Genomic DNA, 17,844 nt, shown 5'->3' with positions numbered 1-17,844 from the left:
CCTGTCGGTAGAAAAAACGCCCCGCTGGGTTGGCGGGGCGTTGGGCTTTGTCAGGCGGCTTCTTCGGTTGGGCCGGGGTCGTTCTTACTGCCCTTGATCCATTCCCGCAGGCCTTGCATCAGCGCATAAAGGACCGGGACAAGAATGACGCCAACCAGCGTGGCAGCCAGCATTCCGCCGAATACGGCAACACCGATAGCCTTTTGGCTGGCAGCCCCCGCGCCGTTGGCAGCCAACAGCGGAACCACGCCCAGCAGGAAGGACAGGGCGGTCATCATCACGGCGCGGAAACGTTGAAACGCAGCCTCGGCAGCGGCATCTTTGATCGAGAGGCCGTTCGCTCGCTGCTCCATCGCGAATTCCACGATGAGAATACCGTTCTTTGAGGCAAGCCCGACCAGCATGATCATCCCGATCTGCGTATAGAGGTTGATGTCACTGCCCACGATCGCCACCGCGGCAACCGCGCCGAACAAGGCCACGATCACCGATAACAAGATCGACACCGGAAGCGTCCAGCTTTCGTATTGCCCCACGAGGAACAGGTAGCCGAACAGAATCGCCAGTCCGAGGATGACGATCACCAGCCCGCCAGACGCAAGCTGCTGCTGCGCTGTCCCGGTCCATTCGAAGGCATAGCCGGGGGGCAGGGCGGTGGCCGATTCCTCGGTCATGACATTGATCGCGTCACCGGTGGACAGACCAGGTGCTGGCACCGCTGTCACCGTGGCCGAGCGGAACAGGTTATGCCGTTTCAGCAGAACCGGTCCCAGCACGTTTTCCACGTCGATCAGCGTGCCCAGCGGCACCATCTCACCCTTGTTGGAACGCACATAGAGGTTCGAGATGTCGTCGACCTTGTCGCGATATTCGCCCTCGGCCTGAATCATGACCCGATAAACGCGGCCAAACAGGTTGAAGTCATTCACATAGTACGACCCCAGCTGAGCCTGCATGGTCTGGAATATCTCGGCGACAGAGACTTGAAGGGTCTTGGCCTTTTCCCGGTCCAGATCGACAAACAGCTGCGGCACGTTGGCCCGGAAGGTTGTATAGGCCTGCCCGATCTCGGGCCGCTGGTTCGCCGCATAGACAAAGGACCCCACGGCCGAAGCCAGATCCTGTGGCGTGCCGCCCCCTGTTTGCTGCACCTCCATCTCGACCCCGGCGGACATGCCGAGGCCCTGAATGGGCGGCGGGTTGAACGCAACGATTGAGGCCGCGGATTCACCATTGGCGATGGCCAGAACCTTGGCCAGAATGGCATCGGCGCTCAGGTCTTCTTCCTGCCGCTCGGCCCAATTGGTCAGGTTCACAAAGATCGCGGCACCATTGGTCGTTGTCCCGTTCAGCAGCGAGAACCCGTTGATCAGAACCGTGCTGGCAACCCCTGGGATCTGCTGGATCTGCTCGTCCACGCGGGCCGATACCGTCTCGGTCCGTTCCAGCGTTGCCGCGTCGGGCAGTTGGATGTCGACGAAGAGATAGCCGTTATCCTCAAGGGGAATGAACCCGCTGGAAGTGTTGGACATGATCGTGCCCGTGCCCATCGCCAACGCAACGATGACACCCAGCCCAACGATTGGAAGGATCAGCAGTTTGCGCACGATGGCCACATAACCGCCGCGCACCGTGCCGATGAACTTTTCAAACAGCGCCAGCAGTCCTTTAGGCGGGCCACTGCGCGCACGCAGGACAAGCCCGCACAAGGCCGGTGACAGGGTCAGCGCGTTGATCGACGAGATCACAACAGCGGTCGAGATCGTCACCGCAAACTGCGAATAAAGCCGCCCGGAAATACCGGGCATGAAGGTGACGGGCACAAACACGGCCAGCAGAACCAGTGTGGTCGCAATCACCGGTCCGGTGATCTGACCCATCGCCTTACGCGTCGCCTCGGCCGGGGGCAGGCCCTCATCCGCGATGATGCGTTCGACGTTTTCGACCACCACAATGGCGTCATCCACCACGATCCCGATTGCCAGCACCAGCGCGAACAATGAAATCGTGTTGAGCGACATGCCAAACAGCAGCAAAAACGCGAATGTCCCGATCAACGACACCGGAATGGCGACCGCCGGAATGATCGTCGCCCGCCAACTGCCCAGAAAGACAAAGACGACCGAGATCACCAGAATGAAGGTCAGGATCAGGGTCGAGACGACATCGTTCAGCGATGCCTCGACAAAGTCGGTTGTGTTGAACGGAACCTTGTATTCCACATCCGAAGGGAAGGATCGCGACAGGCGGTCGAGCTCGGCCTGTACCCGTTCGGATACGGCCAACGCATTCGCGCCCGGGGCCTGATAGATACCGATGACAGTGGCTGGGACGCTTTCGAAATAGCCCGAAGCGGCATAGTATTGCGCGCCAAGTTCAACGCGGGCCACGTCGCCTACGGTTACGATCGAGCCCGCATCACCGGTACGGATGACGATATCTGCAAACTCGCTGGCCGAGGTCAGGCGGCCTTTGGTCTTGATCGTATATTGAAAGGTCTGACCTTCGGGAACGGGTGGGGCGCCGATGGAACCGGCGGATACTTCGATATTCTGCTCGCGAATGGCGTTGATCACATCACCCGGAGTGATCGACAACGCGGCCATCTTGTCCGGGTCCATCCAGATCCGCATTGCGTATTCCAGATTGGTCAGAACATCCGCCTTACCAACGCCCTGAACCCGCGCCAGCGCGTCTTTCAGGTTGATCGAAGCATAGTTGGACAGGAACACACTGTCATAGGTTTCATTGGGCGAGGTCAGCGTGACCAGCAACAGCATGTTGGTGGACGCTTTTTGCGTCACCACACCTGACGAGGTCACCTCGGACGGCAGGGATGACATGGCCTGCGCCACGCGGTTCTGCACGTTGACCGAGGCGATATCGGGGTCCGTGCCCACCTCGAACGTAATGTTCAATGAATACGAACCGTTATCCGCCGAAGTTGACGTCATGTAGATCATGTCGTCCACACCGTTGACCTGCGCCTCGATCGGGGCGGCGACGGTGTTTTCCACGGTTTCGGCGTTGGCGCCTGTGTAGGTGGTCGTCACGCTGACCACAGGCGGCGTGATGTCCGGGAACTGGGCGACCGGCAGAACCATATAACCGATGCCGCCCATGATCGTCAGGACAAGCGAGATAACGAGGGCCAGTTTTGGCCGACTGATGAACAGGGCAGAGAACATGCGTTATTCTCCTGGCTGTTCAGAAGCGACAACCGCGTCCACGGCAACCCCGGGTCGAACCCTTTGCAGGCCTTCGACAATCACGCTTTCTCCTTCGCGCAGGCCTTCGGTCACGATAATGGCCGAATCCACCGTGTCGCCCGTGGTGATATAGCGTTGTTCGACCATCTGCTTGTCATTGACGACCAGCACGAACTCTCCGCGCTGGTCACGCTGCAGCGCGGCCTGAGGGATCAATACCTGCAATGTCGGCTCAAGCGCCTCGATCTGCACGTTCAGGAAGGCTCCGTCAATGATCAGACGATCCGCATTCGCAAACTGGGCACGAACGGTAATTGCGCCGGTCAAGGGATCGATACGGTTATCGACAAAAACGATCTCGCCGGTCTCATCCAACTCGGTGCCATTGGGCAGGGTCACATGCACGTTCGGGCTTTTGTCGCTTTCGGCCAGGGTGCTGGCATTTTCGCCAAACTGTTGAAGAACTGAGGTAAATTGCTTTTCGTTGAGCGAAAAGTTCACATAGATTGGCGCTTCGCTGACCAGGTTGACCAAAGGTGGGTTGGTCGGTCCCACAACATCGCCCACGCTGGTGGCGACGCGCCCCAGACGCCCGGTGAAAGGGGCGTGAATCTCAGTATAGCTCAGGTCCAACTGGGCCTGTTGGATGGCTGCGTTCGCGGCTTTGACCTCGGCCTCGGCGACCAGTTCGTTGGCGCGGGCGATGTCGCGTTCGGATTCAGGGGTGGCGTCGCGCTTGTAAAGCTCTTCCTTTCGCGCCAGATCGACCTTGGCCAGTTCCAGATTGGCCTCGGCCCGGTCCAGATCGGCTTTGCGGGCCTCTAGCGTCGCCTGGTAGAGGTCTGGTTCAATTGTAAAAAGCAGATCGTCCTTGTTGACGAGGGCGCCGTCCTCGACATTCTGGCTTTCCAGGAAACCGTTTACGCGGGCAACGATGTCCACTTTTTCAATCGCCTCGGCGCGCCCGATAAAGACCGCCTCATCCGTGATTTCCTGCGTATAAGCCGCAGCGATGGAAACCTTGGGGGCTGGGGCATCGCCCTGATCCTGTGCGGAAGCCACAGAGCCGGCACATACCAGCGCCGCGATGCCCGCAATGCGGCACAATCCGGCAACAAAATCTGGTTTTCGAGAGGTTGGTATCATCGGCATTACAACGGCCCCTTCAGTAAACACTGCGCTGCGCCAGAAAACGGACACGACATGCGAGTCGGCGCATTTACCCTCAGGATGGCCGTTTTGATTTGATATCACAAGTTCGCATGTTGTGATCTGACCGATGATCCACGCCAAAAATGGCTGTGCGACGGGTGGTTAGCGAAGTGTGACCACGAACCGCGACGCAGTGTCGGTTGCCATCCAAGCCAAGGTGACTGCCCGATCTGTTCGGGCAGTCAGCTAATATTCAGGGTCTAGGTGCGCACACCGGCAAAGCGGGTCTGCCAGTCTTCCCGTTGTTCGTCGGTGATCTTGGCAAACAGCACGGCGGGAACGGCGAATTCATGACCTGCGGGCAGGGCATTCAACGCTTCTGCCACATCATCGGGCCAGCTTGTGTCCAATGTGTTCATCGCGCTCAGCATCCGGGCCGAGGTGTCGGGGATGAACGGCGCACTCAGCACAGCATACAACCGGATCAGGTTCAGGCCGAGACGGACCTGCGCGGCAGCCTGCTCAGGGTCTTCCTTGAAGGTCGACCAGGGGGCCGCGGCCTGAAGGTATTCGTTACCCGCAACCCAGATGGCGCGAAGCTCCTGTGCAGATTTGCGTACATCCATCGCGTCCATATGCGCCTCATAGGCCCGAACGCGCCCTGCGATGTCTTCGATAAGCTGTTGTTCACGCGCGCCAAATGCACCGCCCTCCGGCACCGTTTCGCCGAATTTCGAGCGGCAGAATTTGGTGATGCGGCTGACAAAATTGCCCAGCACATCCGCAAGGTCTTTGTTCACCGATTGCTGGAAATTCTCCCAAGTGAATTCGCTGTCGCTGCTTTCGGGCGCATGGCTCAGCAGCCACCAGCGCCAGTAATCAGCGGGCAGGATATCCAAAGCCTGATCCATGAACACGCCGCGCCCTTGGCTGGTCGAGAACTGGCCGCCGTCATAGTTCAGATAGTTGAACGATTTCAGGTGGTCGACCATCTTCCATGGCTCGCCAGAGCCCAGAATGGTCGCGGGGAAGCTGAGCGTATGGAAAGGAACGTTGTCCTTACCCATGAACTGGACATAGCGTACGTCATCGGCACCTTTGTCGGTGCGCCACCAGCGTTCCCAATCGGCATCCGATTTGCCGTTCGCATCCGCCCATTCCTTGGCGCAGGCGATGTATTCGATCGGCGCGTCGAACCAGACATAGAAAACCTTGCCTTCCATCCCTGGCCAGTCCTGATCACCTTTCTTGACCGGCACGCCCCAATCCAGATCACGAGTGATACCGCGGTCCTGCAAACCGTCACCGTCATTAAGCCATTTCAATGCGATAGAAGTAGTTAGAGTCGGCCAGTAGTTTTGGTCGTCAGGTTCAACCTTTTCCTCTTCAACAGTGAGTGTGGTTGGTTTCATCTTAGATTGAATCCAACGCCGCAGCTCATCTCTCATCGCGGATTGGCGCAGGTACAGGTGTTTGGTCTCGCGTACCTCAAGGTCGGTCGAGCCGCTGATGGCGCTGCGCGGTTCGATCAGGTCGGTCGGGTCCAACTGTTTGGTACAGTTTTCACACTGATCACCGCGTGCCTTGTCATACCCGCAATTGGGGCAGGTGCCTTCGATATACCGGTCGGGCAGGAACCGCCCGTCGGCATTTGAATAGATCTGCTTTTCGCTGACTTCACGGATCAGACCGGCCTCATCCAGTTTTCCGGCAAAATGCTGGGTCAGTGCCTTGTTCTGTTCGCTGGACGAGCGGCCAAAATGATCAAAGCTCAGGCCAAAACGGTTGGCGATGTCGGCCTGAACGGCATACATCTCGGCGCAGTATTCCGCCACGGGTTTACCGGCCTTGGCCGCGGCCAACTCGGCCGGTGTGCCGTGTTCGTCGGTGGCACACAGAAACATGACCTCGTTGCCCCGGCCACGCTGATAGCGTGCATAAAGATCGGCAGGCAATTGCGAGCCGATCAGGTTTCCGAGGTGCTTGATCCCGTTGATATAGGGGATCGCCGAGGTGATGAGAATCCGGGCCATTTTGCGTTTCCACGTAACTAACTGCGGGCTCGTCTACCTTATGTGGCCCGCCAGCAAAAGCCCGGCTTTTCTTTGCACCCGGTATTCCGTCTGCATTTCCCAAATTAATTGCGCCACAGGCGGTTGCGCATTGCGGTGGCATCGAAGGATGCACTACCCATAGGTTGTAAATTGGAATCACAAACACTTGAAATTTTAGAAATGCCTCCCCATTTGATTGGTATACAAACGTATACAATAACGAGGGCACTTTATTGATGTTTGACTTTCTCCTTGAGGGTGCATTTGCGCCCTTTACCATGTCGCTTGCGCTTTTGTTCGGCCTTTTGGCGCTGGAACTGGTTGCGTTGGCTGTAGGCGCAAGCTTGCTGGCAGGTGATGGCGAGGTCGATCTGGACGTCATGGATGCCCCGGACCTGGATGTTGCCGAATTCGATCTGGGCATCGATGCAGACATCGATCTGAGTGACTTTGAACTGGCTGAAATCGAAGCCGACGCGCCAGGTGCGGCACCGGCTGGGCCATTGGCCTGGCTGGGGATCGGCAAAGTGCCGGTCATGATCTGGCTCGTCGTTCTGCTTGCGGGCTTTGGTCTGTCCGGCATCGGGCTGCAGTTGGCGCTGCGCGGGGGGCTGGGGCTTGATCTGCCCGCGTGGATGGCGGCCATCCCGGCCGGGGCTTTGGGCCTGTGGTTTGCGCGGGGCTTTGGTGGCGTCTTTGCCCGCCTGCTGCCCAAGACCGAGACCGAGGCGATGTCCGAGCGGATGTTGGCCCGTCGCCGCGGCGTGATCACGCAGGGCACCGCTTCGCGTGGTCGTCCGGCGGAAGTGCGCGTGATGGATCGCTTTGGCAACACCCACTACCTGCGCGCTGAGCCGCTGCAGGACAAAGATGCGCTGGATCAGGGCACCGAGGTCCTTGTTCTGCGCGACCGACGGCGTGACCGGTTCGTTCTGGTCGGCTTGTCTGACTAACCAAAATTCCTAACCCCAATTCGGAGGATATTGCATGGAACTTCCATTCCTGGCCGTTACGGTTGCGACCAGTTTAGCGGTACTCTTGTTTATTGGCCTTGTTCTGGGCCGTCTATACAAACGCGCGACGCGTGAAGTCAGCCTGGTCAAGACGGGTGCGGGCGGCAAAAAAGTCATCATGGATGGCGGCGTCATCATCGTTCCGCTGCTGCATGAGGTCAGCCCCGTCAACATGAAGACCCTGCGCCTAGAGGTGAAGCGCAGCGGTGAGGCTGCCCTGATCACCCAAGACCGGATGCGCGTTGATGTGGGCGTCGAGTTCTACGTCTCGGTCATGGCGACCGAAGAAGGCATCGCCCGGGCCGCGCAAACGCTGGGTGACCGGACCTTTGATGTCGAACAGCTGCGCGAGATGATCGAAGGCAAGCTGATCGATGGTCTGCGTGCCGTGGCCGCCCAGATGACCATGGACGGTCTGCACGAAAACCGCGCTGATTTTGTGCAAGAGGTGCAGAATGCAGTGTCCGAGGATTTGTTGAAAAACGGTCTGTCGCTGGAATCCGTTTCGCTGACCGCGCTGGACCAGACGCCGTTCGAGGCGCTGGACGAAAACAACGCCTTTAACGCCGTCGGTATGCGCAAATTGGCCGAGGTCATTGCGGCCTCGAAGAAGGAACGCGCGCAGATCGATGCGGATGCCGAGGTTGAAGTGCGCCGCGCCGCGATGGAAGCGGAACGCCAAAAGCTGCTGATCGAGCAGGACGAGGCGCAGGCCCGGATTGAGCAAACGCAAAAGGTCGAGACCCTGCGCGTGGCGCAAGAGGCCGAGATTGCCGCGCGGACCGAAGACTCGGTGCGCGAAACCGAACGTGCCCGGATCTCTCGTGAGGAGGCGATCCGCGCCGCCGAGATCGAGCGCGAGCGCAAAATCCGTGACGCCGAAATTGCCAAGGAACGCGAGATCGAAGTGGCAGAACAGGAACGTCAGATCATCATCGCGCAGAAATCCGAAGAAGAAAGCCGCGCGCGTGCGTCTGCCGATCTGGCCCGTGCCGAGGCGACCAAAGCGACCGAGGCCGTGGCAACCGCCCGCGAAGTGGCCGAAGCCGAACGTCAGAAGCAGATCGCTTTGATTGAAGCCACGCGTGAGGCTGAGCGTCAGGCAACCGCGATCCGTCTGGCCGCGCAGGCCGAGAAAGAGGCCGCAGCCGACCGCGCCGAAGCCCGCCGGGAAGAGGCACAGGCTGACGCCGATGCGCTCAATATCCGGGCCGAGGCCAAGAAGAACGACATGCTGGCCGAAGCGGAAGGTAAGCGCGCGATTGTCGAGGCCGACAATGCCCTGTCCGTCGATCAGATTCGCATGAAGGTCGACCTGGCGCGGATCGAGACGATGCCCTCGATCATCTCGGAAATGGTCAAACCTGCGGAAAAGATCGACTCGATCAAAATCCATCAGGTTGGTGGCATTGGCGCGGGCCCGTCGGGCGGGGCGGCCAACAGCGACAAGCCGGTGGTCAATCAGGCGCTGGATTCGATCATGGGTATGGCGGTGCAGATGCCCGCGCTCAAGAAACTGGGTGAAGAGCTTGGACTGTCCATGGAAAACGGTGTGGGCGGCATCGTCAACGGCGCCCTGGAGAGCTCGGTCGAGGCGAGCGATCAGGCTGAAGTGGTCGAAGACCAACCACGCACCGAGCACTGACGCGGATGGGCCGGGAATTTCCCGGCCCTTTCCTTTGTTACTCTCGCGTGCGTTTCAACAAACGACCAATGGTGAACGACGTTCTGGGCGCATAGACATAACCTGTTCGTTCTTCCGGGCTGGGGCGCGACCGCATACGCGCCAGGCCAAAGACGATCAGCCCCAGATGCCCCATCGCAACAAAGCCGAACAAAGCCCAGGGTCCGAAATTCTGGATCAGAGTGGATGAGATATAGGGCGATGCGATCGCCCCAAGCGCGTACCAGAACATCAGTGCTGCGGCCAGCTCTACCCTTTGCTCGGTGGTCGCAAAATCGTTGGCATGGGCAGAAGATACCGAGAATATCGGGAAGGTCGTAAAGCCGAAAATACCCGCAGCCAGCATCACGCCCACGGTTCCCAATCCGCTGGCTGCCATGGTGATACCGCAGCTAAGGACGGCCGCAGCCGAGGTCCAGATCAGAACCCAACGTCGGTCATATTTGTCGGCCAACCAGCCCAGCGGGTACTGCGCCAACGCACCCCCCAGCACGAACGAAGCCAGGAAAAAGGCGATCTGGTCTACTTCCAGCCCGACCTCTTGACCATAAACAGGCCCGACCATCCGCAGCGAGGCCGAACTGACCGCCGCAACGATCACCCCGGCCACCGCAAGCGGAGAGCTTTTCCAGGCCAGTCCGGGACGCAGGCGTGGGGCATCCGGCGTCTTTGGTTGGCTTGCACGGGTCAAGGCCAGCGGCAAGATGGATGCGCAACACAGGATGGCAAGCAGATTGTATGAGACATATGAGGCGGGTGGCAGAACAGCGATGATCAACTGCGCGCACAAAGACGCGCCCAGATCGGCGATGCGATAGCTTCCCATGACCCGTCCGCGCGACTCGTTGGTGACTTTAGCGTTCAGCCAGGCCTCGATCACGGTGTAGCAGCCCGCCACACAAGTGCCTGACGCGATTCTGAGCCCCGCCCAGATCGTCGGATTGTCGGTCAGGGTATGCCCTAGCAGACCCATGGCGCCCAACGCGGTACAGACCGCAAAGGCCCGCGAATGGCCGACGGTGCCCATAAGGCGTGGGACCCACCAGCAGCCAATGAAAAACCCGATGAAATGAGCAGATCCCAACAGACCGATTTGTTCGGTGGTGAAATCGAGCGTCAGCCCCGAGATCGCGTCCAGAGGCCCAACGCCTCCGGTCGAGAGTTGCAAAAGAATGACCGAAAGAAAAAGGGCGGCAAAGGAAATGACAGTACGCATGATGAGGGCAGTTTGCCTTGATCTCAAGGAATTGCACGCGCCTATTCGACCTCTGCGGGTCGTTTTTGTCCTTTCGGATTTACCCGTCGCGGATAATCTCGGCCTGGATGTTCAGCCCGACCTGGCCGTCAACCAGATCGGGATAGCCGGATGCCCCGAACGCGTGACGATCCAGCGCGCCGCTCAGTCGGATGGACAGCGCGTTCAGATCGTCCGCGGCGCTGCCGGATTTGCGGTAGAGGTTGGCCAGCAGGGTGACGGGCCGTGTCACACCGCGTACCGTCAGATCTCCGGTGATCATGGCCCCGTCCGAGATGCGCCCGCCCGGGCCCAACTTTATCTTGGTCGAGGCGAACCGGATCGTTGGATGCGCATCTGCGGCCAACACGCTGTCTGACAGCATCGGCCCCCGGGCAAAGGGCAGTTTTGTGCGCGCATTGGCCACGTTCAGAACCACGGTCACGCGGCTATCTTGCAGGCGTTTTGGGTTGATGTGAATATCCGCGGATTGGATCGGCATAGTACCCGATTGCGCCACGCCGGACAGATCAAAGGTGAACCCCACAGATGTCCCGTCCGGGGCCAGCACATAAGGCACTGATCCGGCACTGGCTGTGCCTGCAATGGGAAGGGCGGCGAGCCCGGCGATCAGGGTTCTTCTGCTCAATAGTATTGTCATGCGTGCGCCTCCTGTGCGCGGGGTCTTGACCGGCTGATGAGCGTCAGAATGATTGCGATATTCAGCCCGTTCCAAAGGATGCCGTTGATAAAGGCCAATTGGTAACTTCCGGTTAAGTCGTAAATCCAGCCGGACATCCATCCGCCCAGTGCCATACCCATGATGGTCATCATCATGACGAAACCGACGCGCGCGCCCGCCTCGCCTGGGGGCATGTATTCGCGCACGACCAGCGCATAGCTGGGTACAATGCCACCCTGCGCCAGACCGAACATCAGACTGATCACATAAAGCGAGACCATCCCGTCATAGGGCAGAAACAAAAACAGGGCGAAACATTGCAGGATCGAACCGATCAGCAAAGTCATCAGCCCGCCCAGCTTATCCGCCATCAGCCCCGATATGATACGGCTGACAACGCCACCCAGCAGCATCAGCGACAGCATCTCGGCCCCGACCGCCGGACCATAGCCCAGCCCGACGCAATAGGACACGATATGTACCTGCGGCATCGACATTGCCACGCAACAGCCGATCCCGGCCAATCCAAGGATGTATTGCAACGCACGCGGTGACAGTCCGACGCTTTGCGCCCGGGTCTGAGCAGCGGCTGCGGCGGTGCTGTGCGCCTCGGCCGGAACCCGGCGGCGCAGCAGCAGGGACAGGGGGATGACCGTAACCAGCGTGACAAGCGCAAGGGTCAGGTAGACCTGTTGCCAGCCTTCGCGTGCCAGAATGCCCGACAGCAGCATGGGCCAGATCGCGCCGGACAGATAGTTGCCGCTGGCCACCAGGGCCACCGCAATTCCGCGCCGCCGCATGAACCAGTGTGAGATATCGGCGATCAGCGGACCCAGCCCGATCGACGTTCCCAGCCCCAGAAACAGATGCGCCAGCGACAGAAGCATCATGTTCGGGGTCATCGTCGCCATGAGATAACTGGTCGCGCTGAGGGTGGCGGCACCGATCAGCGCTTTGGTGACGCCCAGCCGGTCGACCAGTTGCCCCAGCCACATATTGCCCAGCGCAAAGCCGATCATGGTCAGGACATAAGGCAGCGATGCTTCTGCACGGCCTGCGCCGAACTGCGCCTCGATGTCTGGCATCACCACGATCACGGCCCACATGCCCACATTCGCCACCGTTGCGATGGCAAGCGTGATCAGAAGGCGCAGCCAGGAATAGCGGCTATCGTGGATCGCGTGGGTCATTCCCGAACGCTAGGGCGCACCTATTCCTTTGACCAGTCACAAGTTGCGTGAGCCGTTGATTGCTCAAGCAACTGTGTCTTCTGTTGCGATGCGTTTCAGCTGCAGGCCGGCCCGGGCGGCTGTCTGGGTGGCGCACCAACTGACCGGGGGCAGGGCGCGGGCGCGGCGGCGGGTCAGGGTCCAGCGTCGGGTCTCGCCCTGATGGGCGGCGGCCATATGCCAGCGCGTCTCGACCCCCTGTGCGCCGCCGTCTCCGGGGGTCAGCAACAGCCCCAGCGTGGCCTGACCCAAGGTGCCGCCCTGTTCAGCGGCCAGATGCATCCGCCGCACCGGGGTCAGCCCGGGCGGGGCGGGCAGGTCGCTGATGATCAGTGGCATCGCCCCGCTGCGCAGCGCTTCTTCCATGCACCACAGCAGATCCTCGGCCCGGGGCGGGCGGACAAAGATGAACCGGGCCGGGTCGGCAAAGGACATCATTCCGTCTGGGTTCAGTTGGCCGGGTTCCCACGCGGGGGAAATCCACAGCACGGGACCTTGCACCTGACCGGCCAGCCACATGGCAAAACTGCGCCGCGCAGGGCCGCAGGCCTCGTGCACGCGGCCAAGTTCCAAGGTGATCTGAGGATGCAGAGTGACACCGGGTGCCGCGCGCGCGGGCTTGCGACCAAGAAGCTGTGCAGACATGCCTGAACTCTAACATGTTCTCATTTTGTTCTCAATGACGGTGTGGCGCCAAACGACCTCAGCGCGACAAAATCATGCGCCCGTCTGAAAACTGAATGTTCGAGAACAGGTGCAGATATTCCATGCCCAACAGGGACTGGTTCATCTGCCCTTCGTTGACCCAGGCCGACACATCCCTGTCGGTAATCGGCCCCAGCTCGACCTCGTTCAGGCGCACGGGCGCGGTGCGCACCTCGCCATTTGCGGTTGCGGCCCGCCCGAAATAGTTCAACTGAGCGGGGTCGATCCCCACCTTTTCAGCGTCCTGTGCGGTCAGGACGATCTGGCTGGCTCCGGTGTCGACCATGAAGGTGATCGGCTCGCCGTTCACGAGGATCGGCAGGTAATAGTGCCCGTCGCGCGCACGGGGGACCTCGATCGTGTCGCCCGTGACCGCCATTTGCGGCGTTGGCCCAACGGTTGTGCGGATATCTTCCCACAGCCCGTAGGCGGCAATGACACCGATGAAGATGAAGACCCAGGCCATGGCCTGTTGCAGGGTCTTGTTCAGCGACTGGCGGTTCTGCGACACGAACCAGGCCACCACGGCCGCGCCAAGCAGACCCAAATAGGCTATGCGTGCAATGCTGTCGCCATCCATATCGTCACCTGAGCTAAGTTACCTGACACCTATATGGGGATTTATGTCGCAAACCCAAAGGCTTTGAGGCCATCCAAAATGAACTGAACCGACAGGGCGGCCAGCAGCATGCCCAGCAGGCGGGTGAGAACATTCAGCCCGGTCTTGCCCAGCAACCGCCCAATCAGCCCGCCGGACAGAAAGAGCACCAGAACAACCGCCATGACGGCCAGCATCATCGCGCAAGCCGCCGCAATCCCGGCCAACCCCGGGTTCTGACCCGCCAGCAGGATCATCGTGGCAATCGAGCCGGGCCCGGCAACCAGTGGAATGGCGAGCGGGAAGACAGACGGATCCGGGTGCTCTTCTTCTTCGGCCCGGTCCTCACGCCTTTTGGTGCGCCGGTCGAACAACATGTCGAGCGCGGTCAGGAACAGCAGCGCGCCACCGGCCACTTTGAACGCCTCCATCGAGATGCCAACAAATCCCAGCACTGCCTCGCCAAAGGCGGCAAAGACGATCAGGATGCACGACGCCGTGAGGCAGGTGCGATAGGCAACGCGCCTGCGACTGCGCGCGTCCATCTCTTGCGTCAACGCGACAAAGATCGGGGTGGTCCCGAACGGATCGATGACAACGAACAAGGTGGTGAAGGCGGTGATCAGAAAGGCCGCGTCGATCATTTCGCCGCCTCTTGCAATTGCCGAAGTATGGCCAATGCCTGATCTGCTTGCCCAGCCGGGACATAGACATGGTCATGGTGGTAGCCCGCAACCATATTGGCCGGAATACCAGCCCGCGCCAGAGCATCGGACACTGCCGCAGTCAGCCCCACGCCGTCCAAAGCAGAATGAACCTGCAAAGTGATGCAGCGCATGGGCAAGGCGCCTTGCGGTGCGTCGGCAAACGGAACGATCAGCGACAGGCCTTGTTCTTCGCGGTAACTGGCCTGCGTTCCCTGGGGCCACGGTGTGTCCTCTGGCCAAACAACAAAGGCAAACTCACCATCCTGCAACCTGGGGCGCATGCCTGCGATCATGGCTTTGGTGTCCGAGACGGGCGTACTCATACGGTTTCCGCCTGTTCCAGCCGTTCCGCCGCGGCAACCCACAGGGCCTCGGCCTTTTGCATCGCTTCGCTCAACTCGGCGAACTTGCGGTTCCAGGTTTCCAGATCGTCGATCCTGTCATCTTCATACAGCGCCGGATCCGCCAGTTTGGCCGAGAGCTTTTCGTGCATGTCCGTCAGCTTTTCGATCCGGTCCTCGCATTTGCGCAGATCGGCGCGCAAGGCCAGCATCGTATCGCGCGAGGGGCGCTTGGGCTTGGCCGCTTGCGGTTTCTCTTTCACCGGTTTGTCCCGCGCCAGCAAAAGCGCGCGGTAGGCCTCCAGATCGCCGTCGAACGGCTTCACAGTGCCGTCTGACACGAGCCACAGCCGATCCGCCACAAGCGACAAAAGATGCATGTCGTGGCTGACCAGAACGACGGCGCCGGAATAGGCGGTCAGCGCCTCGACCAGCGCCTCGCGGCTTTCGATGTCCAAATGGTTGGTCGGTTCGTCGAGGATCAGCATATGCGGCGCGTCGATGGTGGCGATCAGCAGCGACAGGCGGGCTTTTTGACCACCCGACAGACGGCCAACCTCGGTTTCGGCCTGATCCGCGTTCAGCCCGAACCCGGCCAGACGCGACCGCCACTTGCCCGGCGCCTCATCCGGGCGCAGGCGGCGCAGGTGGTCCAGCGGGGTTTCATCCACATAGAGCTCGTCCACCTGATGCTGTGCGAAATAACCGATGCGCAGCTTGTTGGAGCGGCTCATTTTGCCTGCCATGAGGGGCAGGCGGTCTGACAGCAGCTTGGACAAGGTCGATTTGCCCTGACCGTTTTTGCCCAGCAGCGCGATCCGGTCATCCTGATCGATCCGCAGGTTCAGACGGCGCAGCACTTCGGTCTCGCCATAGCCGGTCACACCGCCTTCGATCTGGATGATCGGGGGTGACAGTTCTTCCGGTTCCGGGAACGAAAACGCACGCAAGGCGGCCTCTTGCGGGGTAGAGACCAGCTGGATGCGTTCAATCATCTTCAGGCGGGATTGGGCCTGAACAGCTTTGGACGCCTTGTAGCGGAAGCGATCCACGAAGCTTTGAAGATGCGCGATGCGGGCCTTAGCCTTGGTGTTCTCCGACTCCGCTTGCGCCAGACGTTCGGCACGGCGCTCGGCGAACTTGTCATACGGCACCGCATAGTAGGTGAGCTTGCGATCTTCCAGATGCAGGATCGAGCCCACTGCACGGTTCAACAGCCCACGATCGTGGCTGATGATGATGACGGTATGCGGATACTTGGCCAGATAGCTTTCCAGCCACAACGCGCCTTCGAGATCCAGGTAGTTGGTCGGCTCGTCCAGCAACAGCAGGTCGGGCTGTGAAAACAGCACCGCCGCCAGCGCCACGCGCATCCTCCAACCGCCCGAGAAATCCGAGCAAGGTTTCAGTTGATCTTCGTCATCAAACCCCAACCCTTTGAGGATCGAGGCCGCGCGGGCCTCGGCCGACCAGGCATCTATATCGGCCAAGCGGGTCTGAATTTCGGCTATACGCGACGGGTCCTCGGCGCTGTCGGCCTCGGCCATCAACGCGGCGCGCTCGGTATCGGCGGCCAGAACCGTGTTGATCAGCGATACGTCGGACGAGGGCACCTCTTGCGCAACGCCACCAATCCGGGCGCGTTTCGGGACCGAGATATTGCCCGATTCCAACGCCAGTTCGCCCCTGATCAGACGGAAAAGCGTGGTCTTGCCGGTTCCATTGCGCCCGACCAGACCAACCTTGTGGCCATCGGGAATGGTTGCGCTGGCCCCGTCAAAAAGGGGGCGGCCTTCAACGGCATAGGTGATGTCTTCGATCCGTAGCATGAGGCCGCTCTTAGCAGAGCTGTGAAGTCGCCGCCAGCGGCTTGCCATGTTCAACGCCCAAGCGATGTGTTAGCGCTGATCCGGTTGAATTTCTGACGGTTTCTTTTCGATGCGCCCGGCACAAACGCCCCCACATCTTGTCACCCTGATTTTTGCGACGGGTCTTTCGGTTCTGTCGCTGAACATGTTTTTGCCGTCACTGGCCCATATGGCACAGGATTTTCAGGTTGATTATGCGCTGGTGAACCTGTCCGTCGCCGGATACCTGGCGGTGTCGGCGGTCTTGCAACTGATCCTTGGGCCGCTTTCGGACCGGTTTGGGCGCAGGCCGATTCTGCTGACGGGCATGGCGATCTTTGCGCTGGCTTCGCTTGGTTGTGTTCTGGCCGAGTCGATCTGGGTGTTTCTGGGCTTTCGCCTGTTGCAGGCCGCCGTTGTCGCCGGGCCCGTTCTGTCCAGCGCATCGATCCGCGACATGCACCCGCCAAACGAGGCCGCCAGCAAGTTGGGCTATGTCGCAATGGCCATGGCCCTGGCGCCCATGCTGGGCCCGATGCTGGGCGGGGCGCTGGACATGGCATTCGGCTGGCGGGCGGGCTTTGTGCTCTACACCGTGTTCGGAGCGGGCATGTTCGTTTTGCTCTGGCTGGATATGGGAGAGACCAATACCAATCGGTCATCCACATTCTCTGCTCAGCTGCGCGAATACCCGCATTTGTTTCGGGCCCGGCGGTACTGGGGATACGCCCTCTGCGCCGCTTTCTCGATCGGCGGGTTCTACAGTTTCATCACCGGAGCGCCTTTGGTGGCCGCCGTGTGGTTCGACCTGAGCCCGGCTATGCTGGGCCTAGGGATTGGTATCATCACGGGCGGCTTCATGGTGGGCAACTTTATCACGGGACGCATTGCAGCACATACCCAACTGACAACGATGATTCTGATGGGCAGATTGGTCGCCTCGATTGGCCCGTTCATCGGATTGATGCTGTTCCTGGGGCAGATGGGCTCGGTCTGGGTTTTTTTCGGATCCGCGATTTGCGTCGGCTTTGGCAATGGCCTGACCAACGCCAACGCCTCTGCCGGGGTGATGTCGGTGCGCCCGAAACTGGCGGGCAGTGCAGCCGGTTTGTCCGGCGCCATGGTTGTGGCGCTGGGGGCCATTCTGACGCTGACGACCGGAGCGTTCGTCACCCCGCAAAATGGCCCGTTTCTGGTTCTAGGAATGATGTGTGCCAGCAGTTTCGTTGGCCTGCTGGCCGTGCTCTATGTCCGACGAATTGATCGGTTACAGCCGCTGCCCGACACGATCTGAACAGCAGGCGATCATAGTGCTTTTCATATGCCTCATACCGTGCTAGGCGGCGCGCGATGGATTTCGGCGCAACGCGCCAAACACGAAGGAGAGGC

Annotated in this window: 14 protein-coding genes; 3 read left to right on the top strand and 11 right to left on the bottom strand. The window is 60.2% G+C overall.

What is annotated here, in order from left to right; translation table 11 throughout:
• Positions 1 to 50: 50 nt before the first annotated feature.
• The 3 genes from ACR0AG_RS16885 to metG form a co-directional block, all read right to left on the bottom strand.
• Positions 51 to 3,188 carry an efflux RND transporter permease subunit gene (locus ACR0AG_RS16885; RefSeq protein WP_480841023.1) on the bottom strand — a complete coding sequence of 1,046 codons (3,138 nt, stop codon included), beginning with the start codon at positions 3,186 to 3,188 and terminating at the stop codon, positions 51 to 53.
• A 3-nt stretch (positions 3,189 to 3,191) separates the two neighbouring features.
• Positions 3,192 to 4,361, bottom strand: coding sequence for an efflux RND transporter periplasmic adaptor subunit (locus ACR0AG_RS16880; protein ID WP_480841021.1), 1,170 nt, complete (start codon positions 4,359 to 4,361; stop codon positions 3,192 to 3,194).
• 260 nt (positions 4,362 to 4,621) lie between these two features.
• Positions 4,622 to 6,394, bottom strand: coding sequence for a methionine--tRNA ligase (gene metG / locus ACR0AG_RS16875; RefSeq protein WP_480841018.1), 1,773 nt, complete (start codon positions 6,392 to 6,394; stop codon positions 4,622 to 4,624).
• 257 nt (positions 6,395 to 6,651) lie between these two features.
• On the opposite strand from metG, the gene ACR0AG_RS16870 reads away from it, so the two are divergent.
• Positions 6,652 to 7,368, top strand: a complete 717-nt coding sequence (locus ACR0AG_RS16870) for an OB-fold-containig protein (RefSeq protein WP_480841016.1) — start codon at positions 6,652 to 6,654, stop codon at positions 7,366 to 7,368.
• 34 nt (positions 7,369 to 7,402) lie between these two features.
• Positions 7,403 to 9,073 carry a flotillin family protein gene (locus tag ACR0AG_RS16865; RefSeq protein ID WP_480841014.1) on the top strand — a complete coding sequence of 557 codons (1,671 nt, stop codon included), beginning with the start codon at positions 7,403 to 7,405 and terminating at the stop codon, positions 9,071 to 9,073.
• Between the two features lie 37 nt (positions 9,074 to 9,110).
• Here ACR0AG_RS16865 and ACR0AG_RS16860 read toward each other — a convergent pair whose 3' ends face one another.
• From ACR0AG_RS16860 to ACR0AG_RS16825, 8 genes are all read right to left on the bottom strand, one after another.
• Positions 9,111 to 10,328 (bottom strand): MFS transporter, encoded by a 1,218-nt coding sequence (locus ACR0AG_RS16860; RefSeq protein WP_480841012.1) that lies wholly within the window; start codon positions 10,326 to 10,328, stop codon positions 9,111 to 9,113.
• A gap of 79 nt (positions 10,329 to 10,407) precedes the next feature.
• Positions 10,408 to 11,007 carry a YceI family protein gene (locus tag ACR0AG_RS16855; RefSeq protein WP_480841010.1) on the bottom strand — a complete coding sequence of 200 codons (600 nt, stop codon included), beginning with the start codon at positions 11,005 to 11,007 and terminating at the stop codon, positions 10,408 to 10,410.
• The gene (locus ACR0AG_RS16850) at positions 11,004 to 12,218 is read right to left on the bottom strand and encodes an MFS transporter (RefSeq protein WP_480841008.1); all 1,215 of its coding nucleotides are present in this window, start codon (positions 12,216 to 12,218) and stop codon (positions 11,004 to 11,006) included. The genes ACR0AG_RS16855 and ACR0AG_RS16850 overlap by 4 nt, the downstream gene beginning before the upstream one ends.
• A gap of 63 nt (positions 12,219 to 12,281) precedes the next feature.
• Positions 12,282 to 12,902, bottom strand: coding sequence for an ImuA family protein (locus ACR0AG_RS16845; RefSeq protein ID WP_480841006.1), 621 nt, complete (start codon positions 12,900 to 12,902; stop codon positions 12,282 to 12,284).
• A 58-nt stretch (positions 12,903 to 12,960) separates the two neighbouring features.
• Positions 12,961 to 13,542, bottom strand: a complete 582-nt coding sequence (locus tag ACR0AG_RS16840; protein WP_480841004.1) for a retropepsin-like aspartic protease family protein — start codon at positions 13,540 to 13,542, stop codon at positions 12,961 to 12,963.
• A 41-nt stretch (positions 13,543 to 13,583) separates the two neighbouring features.
• Positions 13,584 to 14,204, bottom strand: a complete 621-nt coding sequence (locus tag ACR0AG_RS16835) for a MarC family protein (protein WP_480841002.1) — start codon at positions 14,202 to 14,204, stop codon at positions 13,584 to 13,586.
• Positions 14,201 to 14,590, bottom strand: coding sequence for an ACT domain-containing protein (locus tag ACR0AG_RS16830; RefSeq protein ID WP_480841000.1), 390 nt, complete (start codon positions 14,588 to 14,590; stop codon positions 14,201 to 14,203). The genes ACR0AG_RS16835 and ACR0AG_RS16830 overlap by 4 nt, the downstream gene beginning before the upstream one ends.
• Entirely contained in the window at positions 14,587 to 16,437 is a 1,851-nt protein-coding gene (locus ACR0AG_RS16825) for an ABC-F family ATP-binding cassette domain-containing protein (protein ID WP_480840997.1), read from the bottom strand. Before ACR0AG_RS16825 ends, ACR0AG_RS16830 begins: the two co-directional genes overlap by 4 nt.
• A 109-nt stretch (positions 16,438 to 16,546) precedes the next feature.
• On the opposite strand from ACR0AG_RS16825, the gene ACR0AG_RS16820 reads away from it, so the two are divergent.
• Positions 16,547 to 17,749, top strand: a complete 1,203-nt coding sequence (locus ACR0AG_RS16820; protein WP_480840995.1) for a multidrug effflux MFS transporter — start codon at positions 16,547 to 16,549, stop codon at positions 17,747 to 17,749.
• Positions 17,750 to 17,844: the final 95 nt, after the last annotated feature.

It is taken from the genome of Ruegeria sp. H6 (genome assembly GCF_056532975.1).
The sequence above is the reverse complement of the archived record's forward strand: the minus strand, read 5'-3'. Positions and strand labels throughout refer to the sequence as shown.